This is a genomic window from Microcoleus sp. AT9b-C3, assembly GCF_036705485.1.
GTDB lineage: Bacteria > Cyanobacteriota > Cyanobacteriia > Cyanobacteriales > Microcoleaceae > Microcoleus.
This window is the reverse complement of the sequence record NZ_JAUBUR010000014.1, coordinates 149,073-166,667: the sequence shown is the minus strand read 5'-3', so window position 1 is coordinate 166,667 and position 17,595 is coordinate 149,073. Positions and strand designations below refer to the sequence as shown.

The 17,595-nt window shown below is 48.2% G+C and carries 8 protein-coding genes; 4 read left to right on the top strand and 4 right to left on the bottom strand.

Translation table 11 applies throughout. The features are described from left to right. Positions 1-624: 624 nt before the first annotated feature. The 3 genes from trxB to rpoD all read left to right on the top strand — a co-directional run bounded on the left by trxB (position 625) and on the right by rpoD (position 6,158). On the top strand, positions 625-1,995 hold the full coding sequence (trxB, locus tag QUB77_RS15255; RefSeq protein WP_333178333.1) for a thioredoxin-disulfide reductase: 1,371 nt from the start codon (positions 625-627) through the stop codon (positions 1,993-1,995). A gap of 265 nt (positions 1,996-2,260) precedes the next feature. Beyond that, the gene (locus QUB77_RS15250; protein ID WP_333178332.1) at positions 2,261-3,145 is read left to right on the top strand and encodes an ABC transporter permease; all 885 of its coding nucleotides are present in this window, start codon (positions 2,261-2,263) and stop codon (positions 3,143-3,145) included. 1,846 nt (positions 3,146-4,991) lie between these two features. Then, a complete protein-coding gene (gene rpoD, locus QUB77_RS15245; protein ID WP_333178329.1) occupies positions 4,992-6,158 on the top strand; it encodes an RNA polymerase sigma factor RpoD in 1,167 nt (388 codons plus the stop codon). Positions 6,159-6,368: 210 nt separating this feature from the next. Here the strand turns inward: rpoD and QUB77_RS15240 are convergent, their stop codons facing one another. From QUB77_RS15240 to gyrA, 3 genes are all read right to left on the bottom strand, one after another. Further along, positions 6,369-6,521, bottom strand: a complete 153-nt coding sequence (locus QUB77_RS15240) for a chlorophyll A-B binding protein (protein ID WP_333178327.1) — start codon at positions 6,519-6,521, stop codon at positions 6,369-6,371. A 121-nt stretch (positions 6,522-6,642) separates the two neighbouring features. Further along, on the bottom strand, positions 6,643-7,932 hold the full coding sequence (locus QUB77_RS15235; protein WP_445251746.1) for an ABC transporter ATP-binding protein: 1,290 nt from the start codon (positions 7,930-7,932) through the stop codon (positions 6,643-6,645). 252 nt (positions 7,933-8,184) lie between these two features. Next, the gene (gyrA, locus tag QUB77_RS15230) at positions 8,185-10,737 is read right to left on the bottom strand and encodes a DNA topoisomerase (ATP-hydrolyzing) subunit A (RefSeq protein WP_333178321.1); all 2,553 of its coding nucleotides are present in this window, start codon (positions 10,735-10,737) and stop codon (positions 8,185-8,187) included. A 1,569-nt stretch (positions 10,738-12,306) separates the two neighbouring features. Here gyrA and QUB77_RS15225 point away from each other — a divergent pair. Then, entirely contained in the window at positions 12,307-12,702 is a 396-nt protein-coding gene (locus tag QUB77_RS15225) for a response regulator (protein WP_006632892.1), read from the top strand. A gap of 311 nt (positions 12,703-13,013) precedes the next feature. Here the strand turns inward: QUB77_RS15225 and QUB77_RS15220 are convergent, their stop codons facing one another. Beyond that, positions 13,014-17,147, bottom strand: a complete 4,134-nt coding sequence (locus QUB77_RS15220) for a DNA-directed RNA polymerase subunit beta'' (RefSeq protein ID WP_333178318.1) — start codon at positions 17,145-17,147, stop codon at positions 13,014-13,016. Between the last annotated feature and the right edge of the window lie 448 nt (positions 17,148-17,595).

Genomic DNA, 17,595 nt, shown 5'->3' with positions numbered 1-17,595 from the left:
CCAAATTAGTTCGTTGTCATCTTACAAGTTTATTCTTGAAGCCCTATTCTATGCAGCTTCATATTAAATTGGTATTAATCCGCGTTAATCCGCCCACATCTGCGGTTAAAAATCTTAATCCAATTTCCCGCCCATCGCACCTTCCATACCACAAATCATGTATTTTGTCAAACCTGGCAAAATCTGCGTTACAATTCTTAAACCATCAAATGCGGATTTTGCATAAACAATTGTACTTGTTACATTTGCAGAGTTCGTTAATTTTACGAGTTTAAAAGCTTTCAGCGCCAAAAATTTAAATTAGTCATAATGCCCCTGGATTGTGAAAATCCTACCACAAGCCTCAAAGCAAGTAAATAGGTAAAATAATTGAGAATGAAGTCAATAATTTTGGTCATCTTTAGATTTTCTTAAGATTTCAGCCATCAAAATAGATCGAACATTTAAAACTAAATCGACTTTTAGATTGTTTTTGCTTATAAAACAAGCTGGAATTGCCCCGAAGACCGATCGACCCTCAAAAATAGATACAGATGGTCGATCGCCCAATGGCATCCAACCAAACTCGATCGAACTCTGCTAGAATTAGTAAAACGAAGTCGTTATGAGTTTAAGTAAATAGCTATGACCAACGAAACCGTAGAAAACCTAGTAATTATCGGCTCAGGGCCCGCAGGCTACACCGCAGCCATCTACGCCGGGAGGGCAAACCTGAAACCCGTAGTGTTTGAAGGCTACCAAGCCGGAGGTGTCCCCGGCGGTCAACTGATGACCACCACAGAAGTCGAAAACTTCCCCGGTTTCCCCGAAGGCATCACCGGGCCGGAACTCATGGATCGGATGAAAGCTCAAGCAGCGCGCTGGGGTGCAGAATTATACACCGAAGATGTAACTTACGTAGATTTGAGCCAGCGGCCGTTTACAGTGCGATCGGAAGACAGAGAAATCAAAACCCACACGATAGTAATAGCTACAGGCGCGACGGCGAAACGGCTGGGGCTGCCTAGCGAACACGTATTTTGGAGTCACGGGATTTCTGCCTGTGCGATTTGCGACGGCGCTACCCCAATTTTTAAGGGAGTAGATTTAGCTGTCATCGGCGCGGGCGATACAGCAGCGGAAGAATCTATTTATTTGACAAAATACGGCTCTCACGTACATATGCTGGTGCGACGCGATCAAATGCGCGCGAGCAAAGCCATGCAAGACAGAGTGCTGAGCAATCCCAAAATTACCGTGCACTGGAACACCGAAGCACTGGATATTTTGGGCGAAGCGGGCGGCAAAATGGACGGGGTGAGAATTAGAAATATCGAGACGGGTGCCGAAAGCGATTTGCTGGTGAAGGGATTGTTTTACGCGATCGGTCACACTCCCAACACTCAACTGTTCCAAGGTCAGTTAGAACTCGACGAAGTAGGCTATATCGTTACCAAACACGGTTCGGTAGAAACCAGCGTCGAGGGAGTTTACGCCGTCGGCGACGTACAAGACCACGAGTTTCGCCAAGCCATTACCGCCGCCGGTAGCGGTTGTATGGGGGCGATGCTGGCAGAAAGGTGGCTGTCGTCCAATGGTTTAGCTCAGGAATTCCGCCAAACCGAGGAATCCGAGCAACCCGTCGCAGCGCCGGAAGCTCAAAAAGTACGCAAAACCAGCGCGAACTTTGATATCCAAGACACGCGCCACGAAGGAGGTTATGCTTTGCGGAAGTTGTTCCACGATAGCGATCGACTGATTGTGGTCAAATATGCCTCTCCGAGTTGCGGGCCTTGCCACAGCCTCAAGCCGATTTTGAGCAAAGTAGTAGATGAGTTCGAGGGCAAAATCCACTACGTGGAAATTGACATCGAAGAAGATCCAGAAATTGCTGAAAATGCTGGCGTGATTGGTACGCCGACGATTCAGTATTTCAAAGACAAAGATTTGGTGGCTGAACTCAAAGGAGTGAAGCCAAAAAGCCAGTACCGCGAGTTAATTGCCAGTAATTTGTAGGAATTCGATCGATTTTAGATGTGAGATTCGCCAAGAGAGATTTAACCTAAACTCGACTTGCATCCCGCCTCCCAAAAACCTGGTTTCTCCCCTGCGCGCAAGTCCCCAGCAGGAGAGTAACCGGGTTTTTTTTAGCAGTATCCCCCGAAAAAACCCGGTTTCTCGCGAGTGTTTGGCGAATGAGAAAGAGGATTTTTGACTGTTCTGGGTTTTTTCGCCTCAGTGCTACTAAAATCTAAAAGTCTCATATAGGTCGATCGTCATTATGGCTCAAAGCCGCCTCCGACTGCCGCGATTTCTCAACAGTGCCTCGCCCTCAAGCCTCTCAATGAAAATGATGTGGGCAGGTTTGACAATAACTGCCGTGTTTATATTGGTAGCCACCTTGTCTCCAGCTATGCAAGCTTGGGGATGGCTGCAAAATCCTACCGAGGCTTTGATTAACCCCATCCACGAACCGCCGTCGGCGAATTATTGGTTTGGTACTAGCCGCAGCGGCTACGATGTGTTTTCCCGCACGCTGTTTGCTTCTCGGGCTGCTTGGCAAGTGGTGATTTTAGCCACTGCTTTGAGTTTGTTTATCGGTGTGCCGCTGGGTTTGGTTAGCGGTTATTTGGGCGGTAAGCTCGATCGAGTGTTGTTATTTTTAATGGATACAATTTATACTTTGCCGGGGCTGCTGCTTTCTTTGACGCTAGCGTTTGTAGTGGGAAAAGGAGTTTTGAATGCTGCGATCGCCCTGAGCATTTCCTACATCCCTCAATACTACCGCGTCGTCAGGAATCACACCGTCAGCGTCAAAACCGAATTGTTTGTCGAAGCCGCCCGAGCAATGGGTGCTGACACTTGGACAGTGCTTTCGCGCTACCTGTTTCTGAATGTGATTCAGAGCGTACCGGTGCTGTTTGCGCTCAACGCTGCCGATGCAATTTTAACATTAGGAGGTTTGGGATTTCTCGGATTAGGACTTCCCGAAGCAACTCCCGAATGGGGACACGACTTGCGTTTAGCTTTAGATGCGCTACCTACTGGAATTTGGTGGACGGCTTTGTTTCCCGGTTTGGCGATGACTTTTATGGTGGTGGGACTGTCTTTGGTGGGTGAAGGATTAAACGAGTTTGTTAACCCTCGCCTGCGGAATCAGCAGTAATCTGTCTCGCGGTTAAATTAAATTGGCAGTCAGGACTTTAGTGCTTATTCACAAATATAAAAAAACTGAAGTCTTGACTACAAACAGGCGCTATAAAGAGATGGTAATCTCGGCCCGATTAATTACTAAATCTTTATCTCAATCAGGTGAATTCTTTCTCGTAAACCTTCATTGGGTTGTCAATAGAGACACGGATCTGAAATTTTTCTTGATAGCTTCATTTTCTAAAGGTCAAGCCACATAATTTCAACCCGAGTAGAGGATAAAGCAATGCTCTGTGCTTTCTGATGACACGCTGGCAATAATAACAAAATTTTGAGCATCGCACCAATGTCCTACCGTTTTATTGCGTTAAGTATCGTGGAGTTTACGCCATCTCTAACCATAGCAAGCACATCACTAACTGGAAAACTTTTTATTCCTTGGAGGGTTTATCATCTGCAAGCAGTTGCATCAACATCCGCTGGGGATTTTTTTGCGTCTGCTTGAAATTATCAAGACAATTCGGGAATGCTACCTAAAATTGATTGAGGGGCTTTATGGAATCTTCACACGGTCACGATATATTTAAAGGAATCGTGAAGTTATACTTCCGAGAGATGGCGAATTGTGTTGTTTGTGAGAATGTGCGATCGCGCAAGTGCGAACCGAAAGCCAAAAAAAATTAGAGAAATCCGCAGCCGAGAGTTGCGCGGCGGGTTAACTCTCAGTAGAATTTATCCTGGTGGTTTTTGCCATTAACGCGACAAACTCGTGTCGAACTGCTTAAATAAGAATGTGACGTTAAGAACTTAATGTGATTTAACGTGAAAATTAAACCCAATTTCTGAGATTTGAGCTAACTTAACAATGAAAGCCCCTGTTGCACTACTCAACCCGCAACGCTTCATTGGGGGTCAGAGTCGGTCTCTAATCCAGAGGTACCGACTTAAAACTAAAGCTACGAGCTTTATTCAATCGCAGATTGCGTATGATTCAATTCAGGGAAACAGGGTAATGATGGGTGTATCTACACGGATTGTATTGGTTCCAATTTGGGCAACTCAAAAATTGTCTGCTAACTGTCTGGCCAACTACGCCGCAGCCGTTCACCCAGATATACGCAGAAAACAGGGCCGTTCGATCGTGCCAAAGTTTTTGCGGGCCGTTCTCAGGATTTAGCAGAGCCGGACATGAGTTAGTATTGTCAAGCTAAGCTGACAGAGTTTTCCTAGTTCTTGACCAACAATGGAAAACAACTTCCATTTTTTGTGAGAAAGGCTACAATCGGGAAGGTCTTTGCAAGATCCGATTCTCCCCGTTTGGTGCTTCAACCCTCTGCTGTTGCATTTGAGGCAGCAGACCGGCATCCAAGGTGGCGAAAACTTGCCGTGCAACTGTCATGTCTGACAACCAGAGTGAAAGCAAGGCGAATCAAAAGTTCGACACCTCCAATACAAAAGTTAGAGGGTTCCGTGCGGGAAAACTTGTACGGGTAAAAGCTCGAAGTACCGAGTAAAAAGCCAGTATTTTTGGAAGTGCGATCGATCGCACTTCATGGTTTGCCTCTCGGGGCAAGGTATTGCAGATGATGTGGTAACTCGCTCCGAAAGAAAAAGCCGCTAGCTCAATTTAAGGTCGCGATGTTAAAATCTGCGATCAATTGAATGCGCTGACTGCTTCAAACCAGAACTCGAACCGTGACTCATAAAACAGGTGCAGTTTCGGTAACAAATTCAGCTAGCAGACCAAAAATCCCACTATTTCTTCCTGCGGGAATGTCAATACTGGCCAACTTGTCTAAACTACAAACAGACACTATTCCACTGTTATTTATTCTTTAATTCAGGAGCATGAGGAAGACGGCATGATCCCAGCTAACACCGTACTCGCAACCACAATTACACCGGAAATGGAAACACTCGAGTTGCTTCGGGGCGCCGAAAGCGTTCTACCTGAGAGCGAGTTAGAACTCTTTATCGACGAAGAAGACGATAGAGAAGAATTCTTAGACTCTCAATCTGAGGAAGACCCTAAATCTGGCAAAGGCGCCAAAGCCCGCCGTCGGGCACAGGCAAAGAAAAAGCATTATACTGAAGACTCTATTCGTCTTTACCTGCAAGAAATCGGTCGGATTCGACTGCTGCGAGCTGACGAAGAGATTGAACTAGCACGCAAGATTGCAGATTTGCTGGAATTAGAGCGAGTTCGAGAACAACTGCTCGAAGAGTATAACCGCGAACCCAAAGACAGCGAATGGGCTAATGCTGTAGATATGGCACTTCCTGCATTCCGTCACCGACTGCACGTCGGTCGTCGGGCCAAGGAAAAAATGGTGCAATCAAACCTGCGTTTGGTGGTGTCGATCGCCAAAAAATACATGAATCGCGGTTTGTCTTTCCAAGATTTGATTCAGGAAGGCTCTTTGGGTCTGATCCGGGCTGCTGAAAAATTCGATCACGAAAAAGGCTACAAGTTTTCTACCTACGCAACTTGGTGGATACGTCAAGCCATCACTAGGGCAATCGCCGACCAATCCCGCACTATCCGCCTACCGGTTCACCTTTACGAAACCATCTCGCGGATCAAGAAAACTACCAAACTCCTGTCTCAGGAAATGGGTCGCAAGCCTACGGAAGAAGAAATTGCTACCCGCATGGAGATGACGATCGAGAAGTTGCGCTTCATTGCTAAGTCCGCACAGTTGCCCATCTCTCTAGAAACTCCGATCGGCAAAGAAGAAGATTCGCGTCTGGGAGATTTTATTGAATCAGACGGGGAAACACCAGAAGATCAAGTCTCGAAAAACTTGCTCAGGGAAGACTTAGAAAGCGTTTTGGATACTCTCAGCCCCCGCGAACGGGATGTACTGCGACTGCGTTACGGCTTAGATGATGGACGGATGAAGACCTTAGAGGAAATTGGTCAAATCTTTAACGTCACCCGCGAGCGAATTCGCCAAATCGAGGCTAAAGCCCTGCGGAAATTGCGCCATCCCAACCGGAACAGCATCTTAAAAGAATATATCCGCTAGAGTAATTTGCTAGCATCACCCAAAAGAGTGATTCGCAGTCTTTTGGGTGGGAGACCCCCCGCCCCGGTTTCAGCTATAGCTGTTAAATTTTGTGCTCCTAAGTGCCCGGAGCAAGTGGCTATTTGCCACCCACATCGCGCTGCCAAAATTTAGGGAGTCCGTGACGGAACTCCCAAACTTTGCAGTGTCACAAAATCCTTAACTAGAAAATTACATCACGCCCCAAAAGTGAAGCAGGCCTTGACCGGAAACCAATTCGATGATGACAGCGGCAGAGAAACCAATCATCGCCAAACGACCGTTCCAATTTTCCGCTCCTTCGGTGAAGCCCCAATTCCAAGCGTTGCGTTTTTGTTCTTGCATAGTGCGAACTCCTTTCGTTAACTTGTGTAAGGCTTATGTAAATAAATATAACATTCCTTGATAAAAATGCAAGTTTGTGATTAATGATATCGGTCACAGCGGTCGATCGACCTTGATGATTTTACCTAACAGGAAAAATAGCCAACTCGGTATCAGGATCAAACAAGTGAATTTTGTCATGGGCGATAGCCAACCAAAGCTCCTCGCCAACTCGGATCGATCGCTCAGGAGGAACCCGCACTTGCATCCGCACCGCCGGAGCATCCGTCAAACAAACCCCCAAATAAGTTTCGTGTCCCAAAGCCTCTACAATTTCCACTTGTACCGAAAGATTTTTGGTAGCCGGAGGGTTAATACTCAGATGTTCCGGCCGAATGCCCAAAATTAGCCCTCGCCCGTCATATTGTTGTAGACTTTTTGCCCAAGTATCGGGTAAAGTAAAGCGAAATTGCGGGTGAGAAATCAACAGTGGAGCACTAAATTCCACAGACAAAAAATTCATCGGCGGAGAACCGATAAACTCAGCAACAAACAGATTAGCCGGCTTGTTATAAAGCTCTAGAGGTCGAGCTACTTGCTGAAGCTGGCCTCTATTCATAATAGCAATCCGATCGCCCATAGTCATCGCCTCAGTTTGGTCGTGAGTTACATAAATAGTTGTAGTTCCCAACTGTCGCTGCAACTGCACAATTTGCGATCGAGTTTCCGCCCTCAATTTCGCATCCAGATTCGATAACGGTTCGTCCATCAAAAAAACTTCAGGATTCCTAGCCATCGCCCTACCCAAAGCTACCCGCTGCTTTTGCCCTCCCGAAAGTTGTTTCGGCAAGCGATGTAAAAGAGATTCTATTTGCAATAATTCAGCTACCTCTCGCACTCGTTTTCCTACAGCTTTTTCCCGTTCCGATAAATAGCGTAAACCCGGAGGCAACTTGCGAGTCGCTCCTCCTAAAAAGTCCTCAAACAAAAGATAAATAAGAGGATTTTTAAAAGAATTAGAGGCTAAATAATTAATAACCTCTTCTACTTTCTTGCTGATTCCTTCTGCATTCTGGATTCTGCCTTCTCTTCCTCCTTCTGCCTTCTGCCTTAGCTCTTCTTCCGTCTTTCGTCTTTCCTCTTCCGTCTTCCTTCTTTCGTCTTCCTTCTTCCTTCTTCCTTCTTCCTTCTTCCTTCTTTCGTCTTTCTCCCTTTCCGAGCGGCGCAATCCAAAGGCGAGATTATCGTAAACTGTTAAGTGAGGATATAAAGCATAATTTTGAAATACCATAGCGATATCTCGGTCTTTAGGAGGCAAATCGTTAAGGAGCCGATCGCCAACCCAAATATTACCGGCCGTCAAAACTTCCAAACCAGCGATCGATCGCAGCAAAGTGCTTTTTCCGCAGCCCGAAGGCCCCACCAGCACCATGAATTCCCCGTCTTCGACCGTTAGGTTAATGCGCCGCAAAACGCTGTTAGACGAAGAGCTAGTGGCCTCCAGCGAGACACTTTCTGCGACGCTGTTTGCTGCTTTTTCCTGTTCTCCTTGGCGGAGTGGAAAACTTTTGTAGATATTTTCTAATACAACTTGCGCCATCAGACGATTTTAGATTTTAGATTTTAGATTTTAGATTGGGGAATTGGGCATGGGGCATAATGCCCCATGCCCCATGCCCAATAACTATTGACTGCTGATAACTTTGATAATTTTTTCACCTGGATTGAGGTCAAAAACTCGATCGCCCGCCGCATCTTTCCCCCAAAAAGCTATAGCATCAATAGCCGATCGCAGCAGGCGGCCAGAATTAGTAAAAAGTTTAACATCCGTACCCGCAACAGCGTGCAGCAAGCCAACTAAAGCATCTTTAGGCTCTGAGAAACGAAAAGCTTGAGTGCCAATTTCCCCTCGGTTAGTAAGTCTGACAGAACCCGCAGGCATTCGTTTTGCCCAACCCAACTCAGAAATTAGCACCAGACTGTCTTCCGGGTCGAGAGTGATACAACCCACCAACTCTTCCTGCTTCCGCAATCTGGTTACTTGAGAACCCTGGGCGCTGCGGCCCATTGGCGGCAGTTGTTCATCATCGATCTCAAAGCGGAGGACTCGGCCTCCTGAAGTTGCGATCGCCACTTGCTCGCCGACTTTAGCCAGACTCGCACAGCGCAGCCGATCGTCCTCCTTGAGTTTAACAACAGTAACGCCGCGATTAGTCAAATCAGCAAATTCCTGCATCGGCAAGCGCTTAATTTTCCCTTGCTGAGTCAGAGTTACTAAATCTGCTGCTTCCGAATTTTCCGGCAAAATAAAGTGTGCAACTGTGATTTCCGACAAAGCACGACCGGCACTTTCTTTAGTAGCACTCGGCGACAACAAACTAACGATCGGCGTTCCCCGGTCTTTGGCGCTACTACTAGGAATATCGGCCACTTTCAGCGGGTAAGCTTTGCCGTTAGGAGTTAAGACGACCAAAGTGCGATCGGTTTTTGTCAGATTTGCCGTCACAATAAAATCTTCATTTTTTTCTAAAGCTGAAACAGATTTTTCGCGACTTTTCGAGCGTGGCTTTTCCCCAGTCGGCAAGCGTCGCACGTACTGCTTGTGCGAAAATTCAACAATAGTTTCCTCTGCCTCTAGAACCGGTAATAAGCTAGGCTGAATCGTTGCCGGCGACAACTGCTTCACCGCAGAATTTTTCTTACCAGAAAATTGTGGTTCGGCGTTGGCGGCGCGTGCAGTTCCATTGGCGAATTTAGTGCGGCGGGGGTCAGCGTACTTGCGTTTGAGCGAGCGAAATTCCTTCTTTAAAGCCTTCAAAAGTTCGCGTCGGTCGCTCAACAACCGCTGCAATTCTTGAATATTCGCCATCAACTCATCAAACTCAGACTGCAAATTTTGCCTTTCCAAACCAGTCAGCCTCCGCATAGGCATCGCCAAAATCGCATCAGCTTGACTTTCGCTCAAATTGAGGCGAACTTGCAAAGTTTGCTTAGCAGTAGAACCATCAGGAGAATTTCTGAGAATGTCGATCGCTGTATCGAGATTTGTCAAAGCCAACATTAAGCCTTGGACAATATGACAGCGGCGTTCGGCAGCTTGCAACTCGTAATTGTAGCGGCGGGTAAGAGTCACTTCCCGGAAATCGAGAAATTCCTGCAACAATTGTCTCAGCGTCAACTGTCGCGGTTGACCGTTGACAATTGCCAGCAAAATCGCGCCAAAATTTGTTTGCAGGTCAGTTTGTTGGTAAAGGCGAGCCAGAACCGCTTCTGGGGTAAATTCCCGCTTGAGTTCAATCACAACTCGAATGCCTTCGCGATCGCTCTCGTCACGCAAATCAGAAATACCGTCGAGGCGGCCAGCATTGACCAACTCCGCCACCTTTTCAATCCAAGCCGCCTTATTTACCTGAAACGGAAACTCCGTCACCACGATCGCCGTTTTAGTACGCACCTTGCGATTACCTGCCACCTCTTCCACCCCGGCCACACCCCTGACCGCAATGCTGCCTCGACCCTTAGTGTAGGCGTCAACAATGCCCTCTGTAGCGACGATTTCCCCTCCGGTTGGAAAATCCGGGCCCGGAATCAGTTCTATCAACTTCTCGTCCGATAGTTCCGGGTTTTCAATCAAAGCAATTAAACCGTCTACCACCTCCCCCAAATTGTGCGGCGGGATATTAGTTGCCATCCCCACAGCAATGCCCGTACAGCCGTTGAGTAACAGAAACGGCAACTGAGCAGGCAGTGCCGTCGGTTCCTGCTGCGAATTGTCAAAGTTACCAGTAAAATCAACTGTTGCCTCGCCGACTTGGGTTAGCATAGCTTCGTGGGCGATCGGTGCTAGCCTCGTTTCCGTATAGCGCATAGCAGCCGCCGGATCATTGTCCACCGAACCGAAATTGCCGTGACCCGCCAGTAAAGGATAGCGGCTCGAAAACTCCTGAACCATGCGTACCAGAGCGTCGTAAACCGATTGGTCGCCGTGGGGGTGATATTTTCCCAAAACATCTCCAACTACCCGGGCGCACTTACGGTAAGGTCGGTCTGGCGTCAGACCGAGTTCGTGCATCGCATATAAAATTCGACGGTGAACTGGTTTTAAACCGTCGCGGACATCAGGCAAAGCTCGCCCGACGATCACACTCATGGCATATTCGAGGTACGATTGCTGCATCTCGGCGTGCAGAGGCGTAGAAATTACTTGCCCGGAAAGTAGGTTGAGTTGTTTAGCCATGAGTCCTTGTGTCCGTTAATTCCTGAGTGAAAACAGCCTCTGTCAATAATGCCGAGGTTCCCTGTCTCGATTTAAAAGCCTTTGCCGCAGGCGAACCGAAAGTTCGATCCAACCGCCCAGTTGAAGAATAAAAATAAACTTAACTTGTGAAAGCAGAATCAGAGTCCCGAAGACGGGCAACACTTGCCTCTTACTCTCCACTCTTACCCTAACCTCTATGTTGCCTTCATTTGCGCCTACCTGTCTATTTACCTTCTGCCGTGAGAAGGTTGATTCACAGAGAGAACACGGAATGCCAGAAACTCAGAACGTAGTGAGGCTGTAGCTCTTCCTAGGAAAGCATCACGAGGGACTTGAGTCCCCGTCAATCTATGATAGAATTTAATTGCAATTAGGAATAACCATCTACACGAAGAAATATTCTATTCAGGAGAAACCCCAGATTGATCTCGTCTCAGTACAGTCGTAGCGTCGATCAAGCAGCAATGGTAGACGATCGAGCTTACCGTATTTTGGCAAGCGTGATGGACTCCGAAAGTATTAAAAAAGAAAAGTAAGCGCAATTGGAATACCCCTGGTAGTGGTACTTGTTCTGATCGTGTAGAGGCGACTGGACTATGAGTAAAGTCCAACTTTTGGGCTTATTCAACAATAGAGCGTGGCGGTGACTCGCTGAGGGAGAATCTCAATGAAAGCACCCAAGCCCAAAATTGGACGCAGGAGACAGGAGCCAGGAGGAAAGAGTCAGAAGGAAGGAGCCAGAAGAAGTGTTTGTACAAATTATCAGATGCTCCCCTCGCTGAAAGTGTCAAAAATGCCGATATCGATGAATTCATCATTCAAAAGCTCTCTTGGCGATATGTCCTAGTCTGGCATCCGCTCGATCAAAGAAAGCGTCGATATTTTAAGCCGTTTTGAGGGGTTAAAACTGAGAATTAGGAATCTCCAACAATCCCCGCTAGATTCGCTACTTCGACTGCTGTGGCGACGCGAGGAAGGAAATAATTATCACACATTCCCGATTCTAATACCAGTTCAAAAAATAATGCAACTGTAGGCTCGCGAGCCAAACTGATATCCAGTCAATCAGTTCCCATCTAAAATATAAAATATAAAATCAGAAATGGTAGAAGCCAGAGGCTTGACCGAAAGAAAGGATATTATAAGTCCAGGACGCACTGGTAGTCAGAAACCGGGTTTTTTCATAGCAATAGTTCGTTATAGCCCGCCGAAACGAGCAAAAACCCGGTTTCGAGGCGTCGTCCATGCGTCCTGGATTGTACTAGAAACCTGCTACCTGAGAATCTTGAGACTCTCACCAGTGTCAGGTCTAGATTATAAAAAAGAACTAAACTGTCTGTGTGTAGTAGTCTAAATGATGGTACTGGATGCTTCTAGGCATCTGTAAACCCTCTCACAGCTAGTGGCTCAAGGATATACATACGGGTTTTGCAGGGTTCCCGGCTGATGGCGCTAAAAACTCTGCATTTTTGACGGGGAATGTAGTCCCCGTCTCGTGTTCCTCTTTGGACTAAAGTCACAAAGTTTCTATACTTCCCATATTTATTTATGAAAACCGTTCTGATTGTAGAGGACGATTTGGTTAATGCTCGGGTTTTTTCCAAAATTCTGACTAAGCGGGGGGGCTTAGCCGTGAAGCACACGGAAAATGTTGAAGAGGTGATGCAGATTGCTGCCAACGGTGAAGCTGATTTGATTTTAATGGATGTGTCTCTTTCGCGCAGCGTGTACCAGGGCAAATCTGTTGACGGGATTAAGATTACTCAACTGCTCAAAGCTGACCCGCAAACGGCCTCGCTGCCGATTATTTTGGTGACTGCTCACGCGATGGCTGGTGATAAAGAAACATTTCTGGATCAAAGCGGTGCCGACGGTTACATCTCTAAACCTGTGGTAGACCATCAAGAGTTTGTTAATCAAATCAAGGCTTTGCTGCCTGATTGAGTGAACCATATATGCAGAAGGAATAAGAAGTAAGAAGGAAAAAGGAAGCAGGAAGAAAGAATTGTTTTTTGAACCAACAAACAATTAAAACTCTCTTATTTACAAAGTTTGCTTAAACTCTGAATCTTCCTTCTTCCTTCTTCCTTTCGATGTCCCCTCGCACAATGCTATGAGTTCGGACTTGTAATTTGTGAGGAAAAGTTTGAGTTTTTTTTAACTCATGAAATCGGAGTGTGCGTTGTGGCGAGGAACCAAATTATCCTTAGCGAACACAACGCTGTTCACTCATTCATGCAAACTCAAAACTATGATTAGTCTTCGTCCTCATCGAAGTCAAAACCGATATCATCATCATCATCGTCAACATCCGGTCCCAAGGCATCATCCTCAGTCTCAGCGACAAAATCGTCCTCATCAACCTCAACTTCCTCAAAATCCTCATCAGCCTCAAGATCAGACGGGCGCCCGATTTCAAAACCGCTCTCTATCGTATAAGCGCGGCGTGCAGTACGGTCATCAAGTACCACATCCTCCTGTAAATCGTGGATGTCGTCATCAAACACAGCACCATCAAAACCCGCATCCTGAACCCCAGCATCCTCATAGGCATTAAACCCAGTACCTGCAGGAATCAGGCGGCCGATGATCACGTTTTCCTTGAGCCCGCGCAGCCAGTCAGACTTACCTTCGATCGCAGCCTCAGTCAACACCCGCGTAGTCTCCTGGAACGAAGCAGCAGAAATAAAGCTATCAGTATTCAGCGAAGCCTTAGTAATCCCCAGCAACACCGGAGTATAATCAGCCGGGGCTCCACCAGTAATTGACATCGCCTCATTCACCTGCTCAACCTGCCGCAATTCTACCAACTCACCGGGGAGCATAGTAGTATCGCCGCCATCTTCCATCCTGACTTTGTTGGTCATCTGGCGGACAATCACCTCGATGTGCTTATCAGAAATATCCACGCCCTGAGACTGATAAACCGACTGCACCTCATTAACCAAAAAGGTCTGCACCTGTTGGAAACTCTCCAAGGCAGCCTCAAAAGTAGACTGCCGCTCCTTGAGCACGTGGAAGAACACTTCCAGAATTTCGTGAGGATTAGCAGGCCCATCGGTCAAAGCTTCGGCGACGCCTACGCGCTGTCCGTCGGAAACGATCGGGTTTTGACCAGGCAACAAAGGATACTCCTCAATCCGGCCATCATCCTCAATCACCGCCAGTTCCACAACATCGTCATCCGTAACCACACGAGCCGTCCCCGGCCGCTTGGCTAAAATACAAGCTTCCTTCGGCTTCCGCCCTTCAAGAAGTTCCTCAATCCGTGGCAAACCCTGAATGATATCCCCAGTCTTTGCCCGCTCAAACACCAGAATCACCAAATTGTCGCCCCGCTGCACCAAGTCGCCATCGTCTACGTGCAGCACAGCACCAGCCGAAACCCGGTAAGGACGAGCCACCCTGAGCAAGAGTTTCGCCGGTTCTGTCTCCGACGCAGGTACAACCTTCACAACTTGGCCGGACTCTTCGAGAACAACCCCCGGAGCTATTTCGGTACCAGCCACCAGCAGTTGACCTGGACTCACATCCGGCGTACCTGCCACAGATATCGAAATAGAATCCGCATCTCGCATCACCAACAGTCGGCGCACTGGTTCGCCATGCCCCTCACGGATGCCTCGAACGATACCCGCTTCTTTGCAGAGAATCTCTGTGCGGGCGACTACTGCCCCGGGCGCGATCGACTGCCCATCTTCGACCAACAGCCGCGTGTGGGTGCTGCCCTGAGTCGGATCGGCAGATACGTCACGCCGAATCACCAGCGATTCCAAAATCACTAACTGCAAGCGGAAAGTCTTGGAAGCTCGATCGCCCCCATCGGCTACTGTCATCGCCAATTCTTGGGACTCCGTACCGTCCCCGGCCGATCCCCAAGCCGGGCCCGAACCATCCGCCCCAAAAGCCATAGCATCATCCTCATCCGGCAGCAGCTCGATATCCGCCGCCAGTTGCGGAGCTCCAGAACCAATTTCCAAGATAAGCTGAGTCCGCAGCAGTTCCAATCCCTCGACAGATTTGACGCGCTCCCCATCCTTATAAGGAAGTCGTTGCACCGCTTTCAAAGAGATGGACTCATTGAGCGCCGTTTGAGAAGGCACAGGTGGCTTATCTGGCACCGGAAATTCCACCACAGGCCGCAGCAGCAAAGCCGGGCCTTCGGGAGTTTCGATATACTCCGCATAGCCCAACTCTTCGGCAACCAAGCCAGGGAAAATTTCTTGACCGGCGTTGACGATTTGACCTTCCCCAAATGTTAGCGGCGGGCGGTCAACTACATGGAGTGTGCCCGGTTTGATCACAATTTCCCGGAGGATGTCATTTTTCTGAGTGATTTCCACTGCCCCGCTGGTTTGGCAGAAAATATCCTTAACGACTTCTGTACCGGCCTCAACGTACTGGCCATCTTCCACCAGCAGCAGAGAAATATCCTTATTGACCTCATGGCACTCTTCCGGTATCCAGAGCAGAGTGCCGCCTTTAACGACTTCGTAGCCAAGTTTAGCTTTGCCCCGCTTGTGGACTTCCACCCCGCCGTACTTGACAATTCCCCCTGTAGCTGTGCGGTAGCTGTCGTCGAGCAGTTCGGCGACGACTTCCCCGTTAATCACCTTGCTCCCAGGAGCCGTCTTGAGGGAAAACCGCTGCTTAGAAGATGTTTCGATCGTGTAGTGGTCGCGGCCGCCTGCACTTTCAGCGCGCACGACTGCTTGGTCGAGCAGGACTTGGGCGGTGATAATTTCAATTTCTCTGGGGTCAGCGATGCGGACTACGCCACCGTGTTCGGAGACGAGTTTAGTTTCGGCAATCACGCTTTCGGCCGGAATGCGATCGCCATTTTTCACTGCCGGTTCCGCACCAGGGGGCAAGTTGTAGACCTCTCCTGAGAGAATCCAAATCAGCCCGCCTTTGCTGGCTGTGCGGGTTGTGTTCCCTTGGCGGTCGGTTTTTTCTTCAGGCACCAAATCCGCAAATTTTGCTTCTCCGGCTAAGTCGGAAGCCACGTCTGTAGTCACTTTTTCCGTAGTTTTGCGGGCGGCGCGACCGATGATCGGCACTTCTGCCAAAACTTGACCGGGAATGGCGCGCTGTCCGTCTTTGACCATCAGAGTCGAACCCTGGACGATCGCCAATTCGATTTTCAGTTTTTGATTTTTGGCGCCGGATTTCCCTTCTTCAAATCCGTCGCCCTCAAATACAAGTTTGCCGTTGTTTTCTGCCACCAGTGCTTCTTCGCCGTGTCTGGTGCGGAACGAGCGAGTACGCAAGTTCTTGAATTTCACTACGCCGGGGAAGGGTGCGCGTTCTTGTTTCGCGACTTCTCCGGTGAATACGCCGCCCGTGTGGAAGGTACGCATCGTGAGCTGGGTTCCCGGTTCCCCGATCGACTGAGCTGCAATAATCCCGATCGCTTCTCCCATGTCCACCATTTTCAAGTGGGCGAGACTCCAGCCATAGCAGTGCTGACAAACCGATCGGGTAGATTCACAAGTCAGGGGCGATCGTAAATACACCTCTCCCACCCCAGAATTACCAATTTCCCCCGCCAACTCCTCAGTAATTGGCTGATTTCGCACGGCTTTTTCGCTGCCGTAAGACACGATTTCCCCGGTTTTGGGGTGCACCACATCTTTGGCGAATACCCGCCCTAGCAGCCTGTCCTTGAGGGGAATCAGCACAGTTGCTCCGTCCGTCATCGGCCGTACTCGAATTCCCCGCTGAGTGCCACAGTCCACTTCCCGCACAATTACGTCTTGGGATACGTCCACTAAGCGACGTGTAAGATAGCCAGAGTCTGCCGTCCGCAAAGCTGTATCTACCAAGCCTTTGCGCGCGCCGTAGGAAGAGATGATGTATTCGGTGACGGTCAGTCCTTCGCGGAAGTTGGTTTTAATTGGCAAGTCGATGATTTCTCCTTGGGGGTCAGCCATCAACCCGCGCATTCCGACTAGCTGCCGCACTTGAGAAATGTTTCCCCGCGCCCCGGAGAAGGCCATCATGTAGACCGAGTTTAGGGGGTCTGTGGCTCGGAAGTTTTTGACTACTTCGTCTTTAAGGTCTTCTGAGGTGCTGTTCCAGGTATCGATTACTTTTTGGAAGCGTTCGACTTCGGTGATTTCACCTCTGGTGTATTTTTGTTCGGTGATGCGGATTTCTTCTTCGGCTGCATCAAGGAGCGATCGTTTTGACGGGGGAACCTGCAAATCGTCTACGCTAATCGAAACTCCCGCTCGTGTCGCAAAGCGGAAACCCAAGTCTTTGAGTTTATCGGCCATTTGCGCTGTACGGGCCGTTCCGTAGTGCATGAATGACCAAGAGATTAATTTTTTGAGCTGACCTTTGTCAACAACTCGATTGCGAAAAACTATTTCCTTATTTTCTGTCATTTTTCTGAGTAGTGGTAATTGGTAATTGGTAACTTTTACTGCCGTTCGACTTCGGTTCCCCTGAGCCAAGCCCAAGGGTTCAGGAACCGCGTAGCCGAAGTATTGGTAATTGGTAAGTGGTAATTGGTAAGTGGTAATTGATAAGTTAAGTGGCGGGAAAAAACAACAAGCATTTTGTAGGGGTGGGTTTAGCGTATAAGGAAGAGAGCTATGCTAGGAGATGAATGCACTCACCTGCCCTTCCCCTAATAAAGTTTACTTTTACCTACCTACTTAATTGGTAATTAGTAACCTTTACTGCCCTTCGACTTCGCGCCGGAACCGCGTAGCCGAAGTATTGGTAAGTAGTAATGGGGAATTTTTTCGTCTTCAATCGCTATTATTTGTTAGCAATTATTGGCCAGTTATTACCCATTACCTGTTACCTATTACCTGTTACCCATTACCT

Bases quoted from the DNA above. Each gene is read 5' to 3' on its own strand.
- trxB (WP_333178333.1), top strand. From the start codon at position 625: ATGACCAACGAAACCGTAGAAAACCTAGTAATTATCGGCTCAGGGCCC.
- QUB77_RS15250 (WP_333178332.1), top strand. From the start codon at position 2,261: ATGGCTCAAAGCCGCCTCCGACTGCCGCGATTTCTCAACAGTGCCTCG.
- rpoD (WP_333178329.1), top strand. From the start codon at position 4,992: ATGATCCCAGCTAACACCGTACTCGCAACCACAATTACACCGGAAATG.
- QUB77_RS15240 (WP_333178327.1), bottom strand. From the start codon at position 6,521: ATGCAAGAACAAAAACGCAACGCTTGGAATTGGGGCTTCACCGAAGGA.
- QUB77_RS15235 (WP_445251746.1), bottom strand. From the start codon at position 7,932: ATGGTGCTGGTGGGGCCTTCGGGCTGCGGAAAAAGCACTTTGCTGCGA.
- gyrA (WP_333178321.1), bottom strand. From the start codon at position 10,737: ATGGCTAAACAACTCAACCTACTTTCCGGGCAAGTAATTTCTACGCCT.
- QUB77_RS15225 (WP_006632892.1), top strand. From the start codon at position 12,307: ATGAAAACCGTTCTGATTGTAGAGGACGATTTGGTTAATGCTCGGGTT.
- QUB77_RS15220 (WP_333178318.1), bottom strand. From the start codon at position 17,147: ATGACAGAAAATAAGGAAATAGTTTTTCGCAATCGAGTTGTTGACAAA.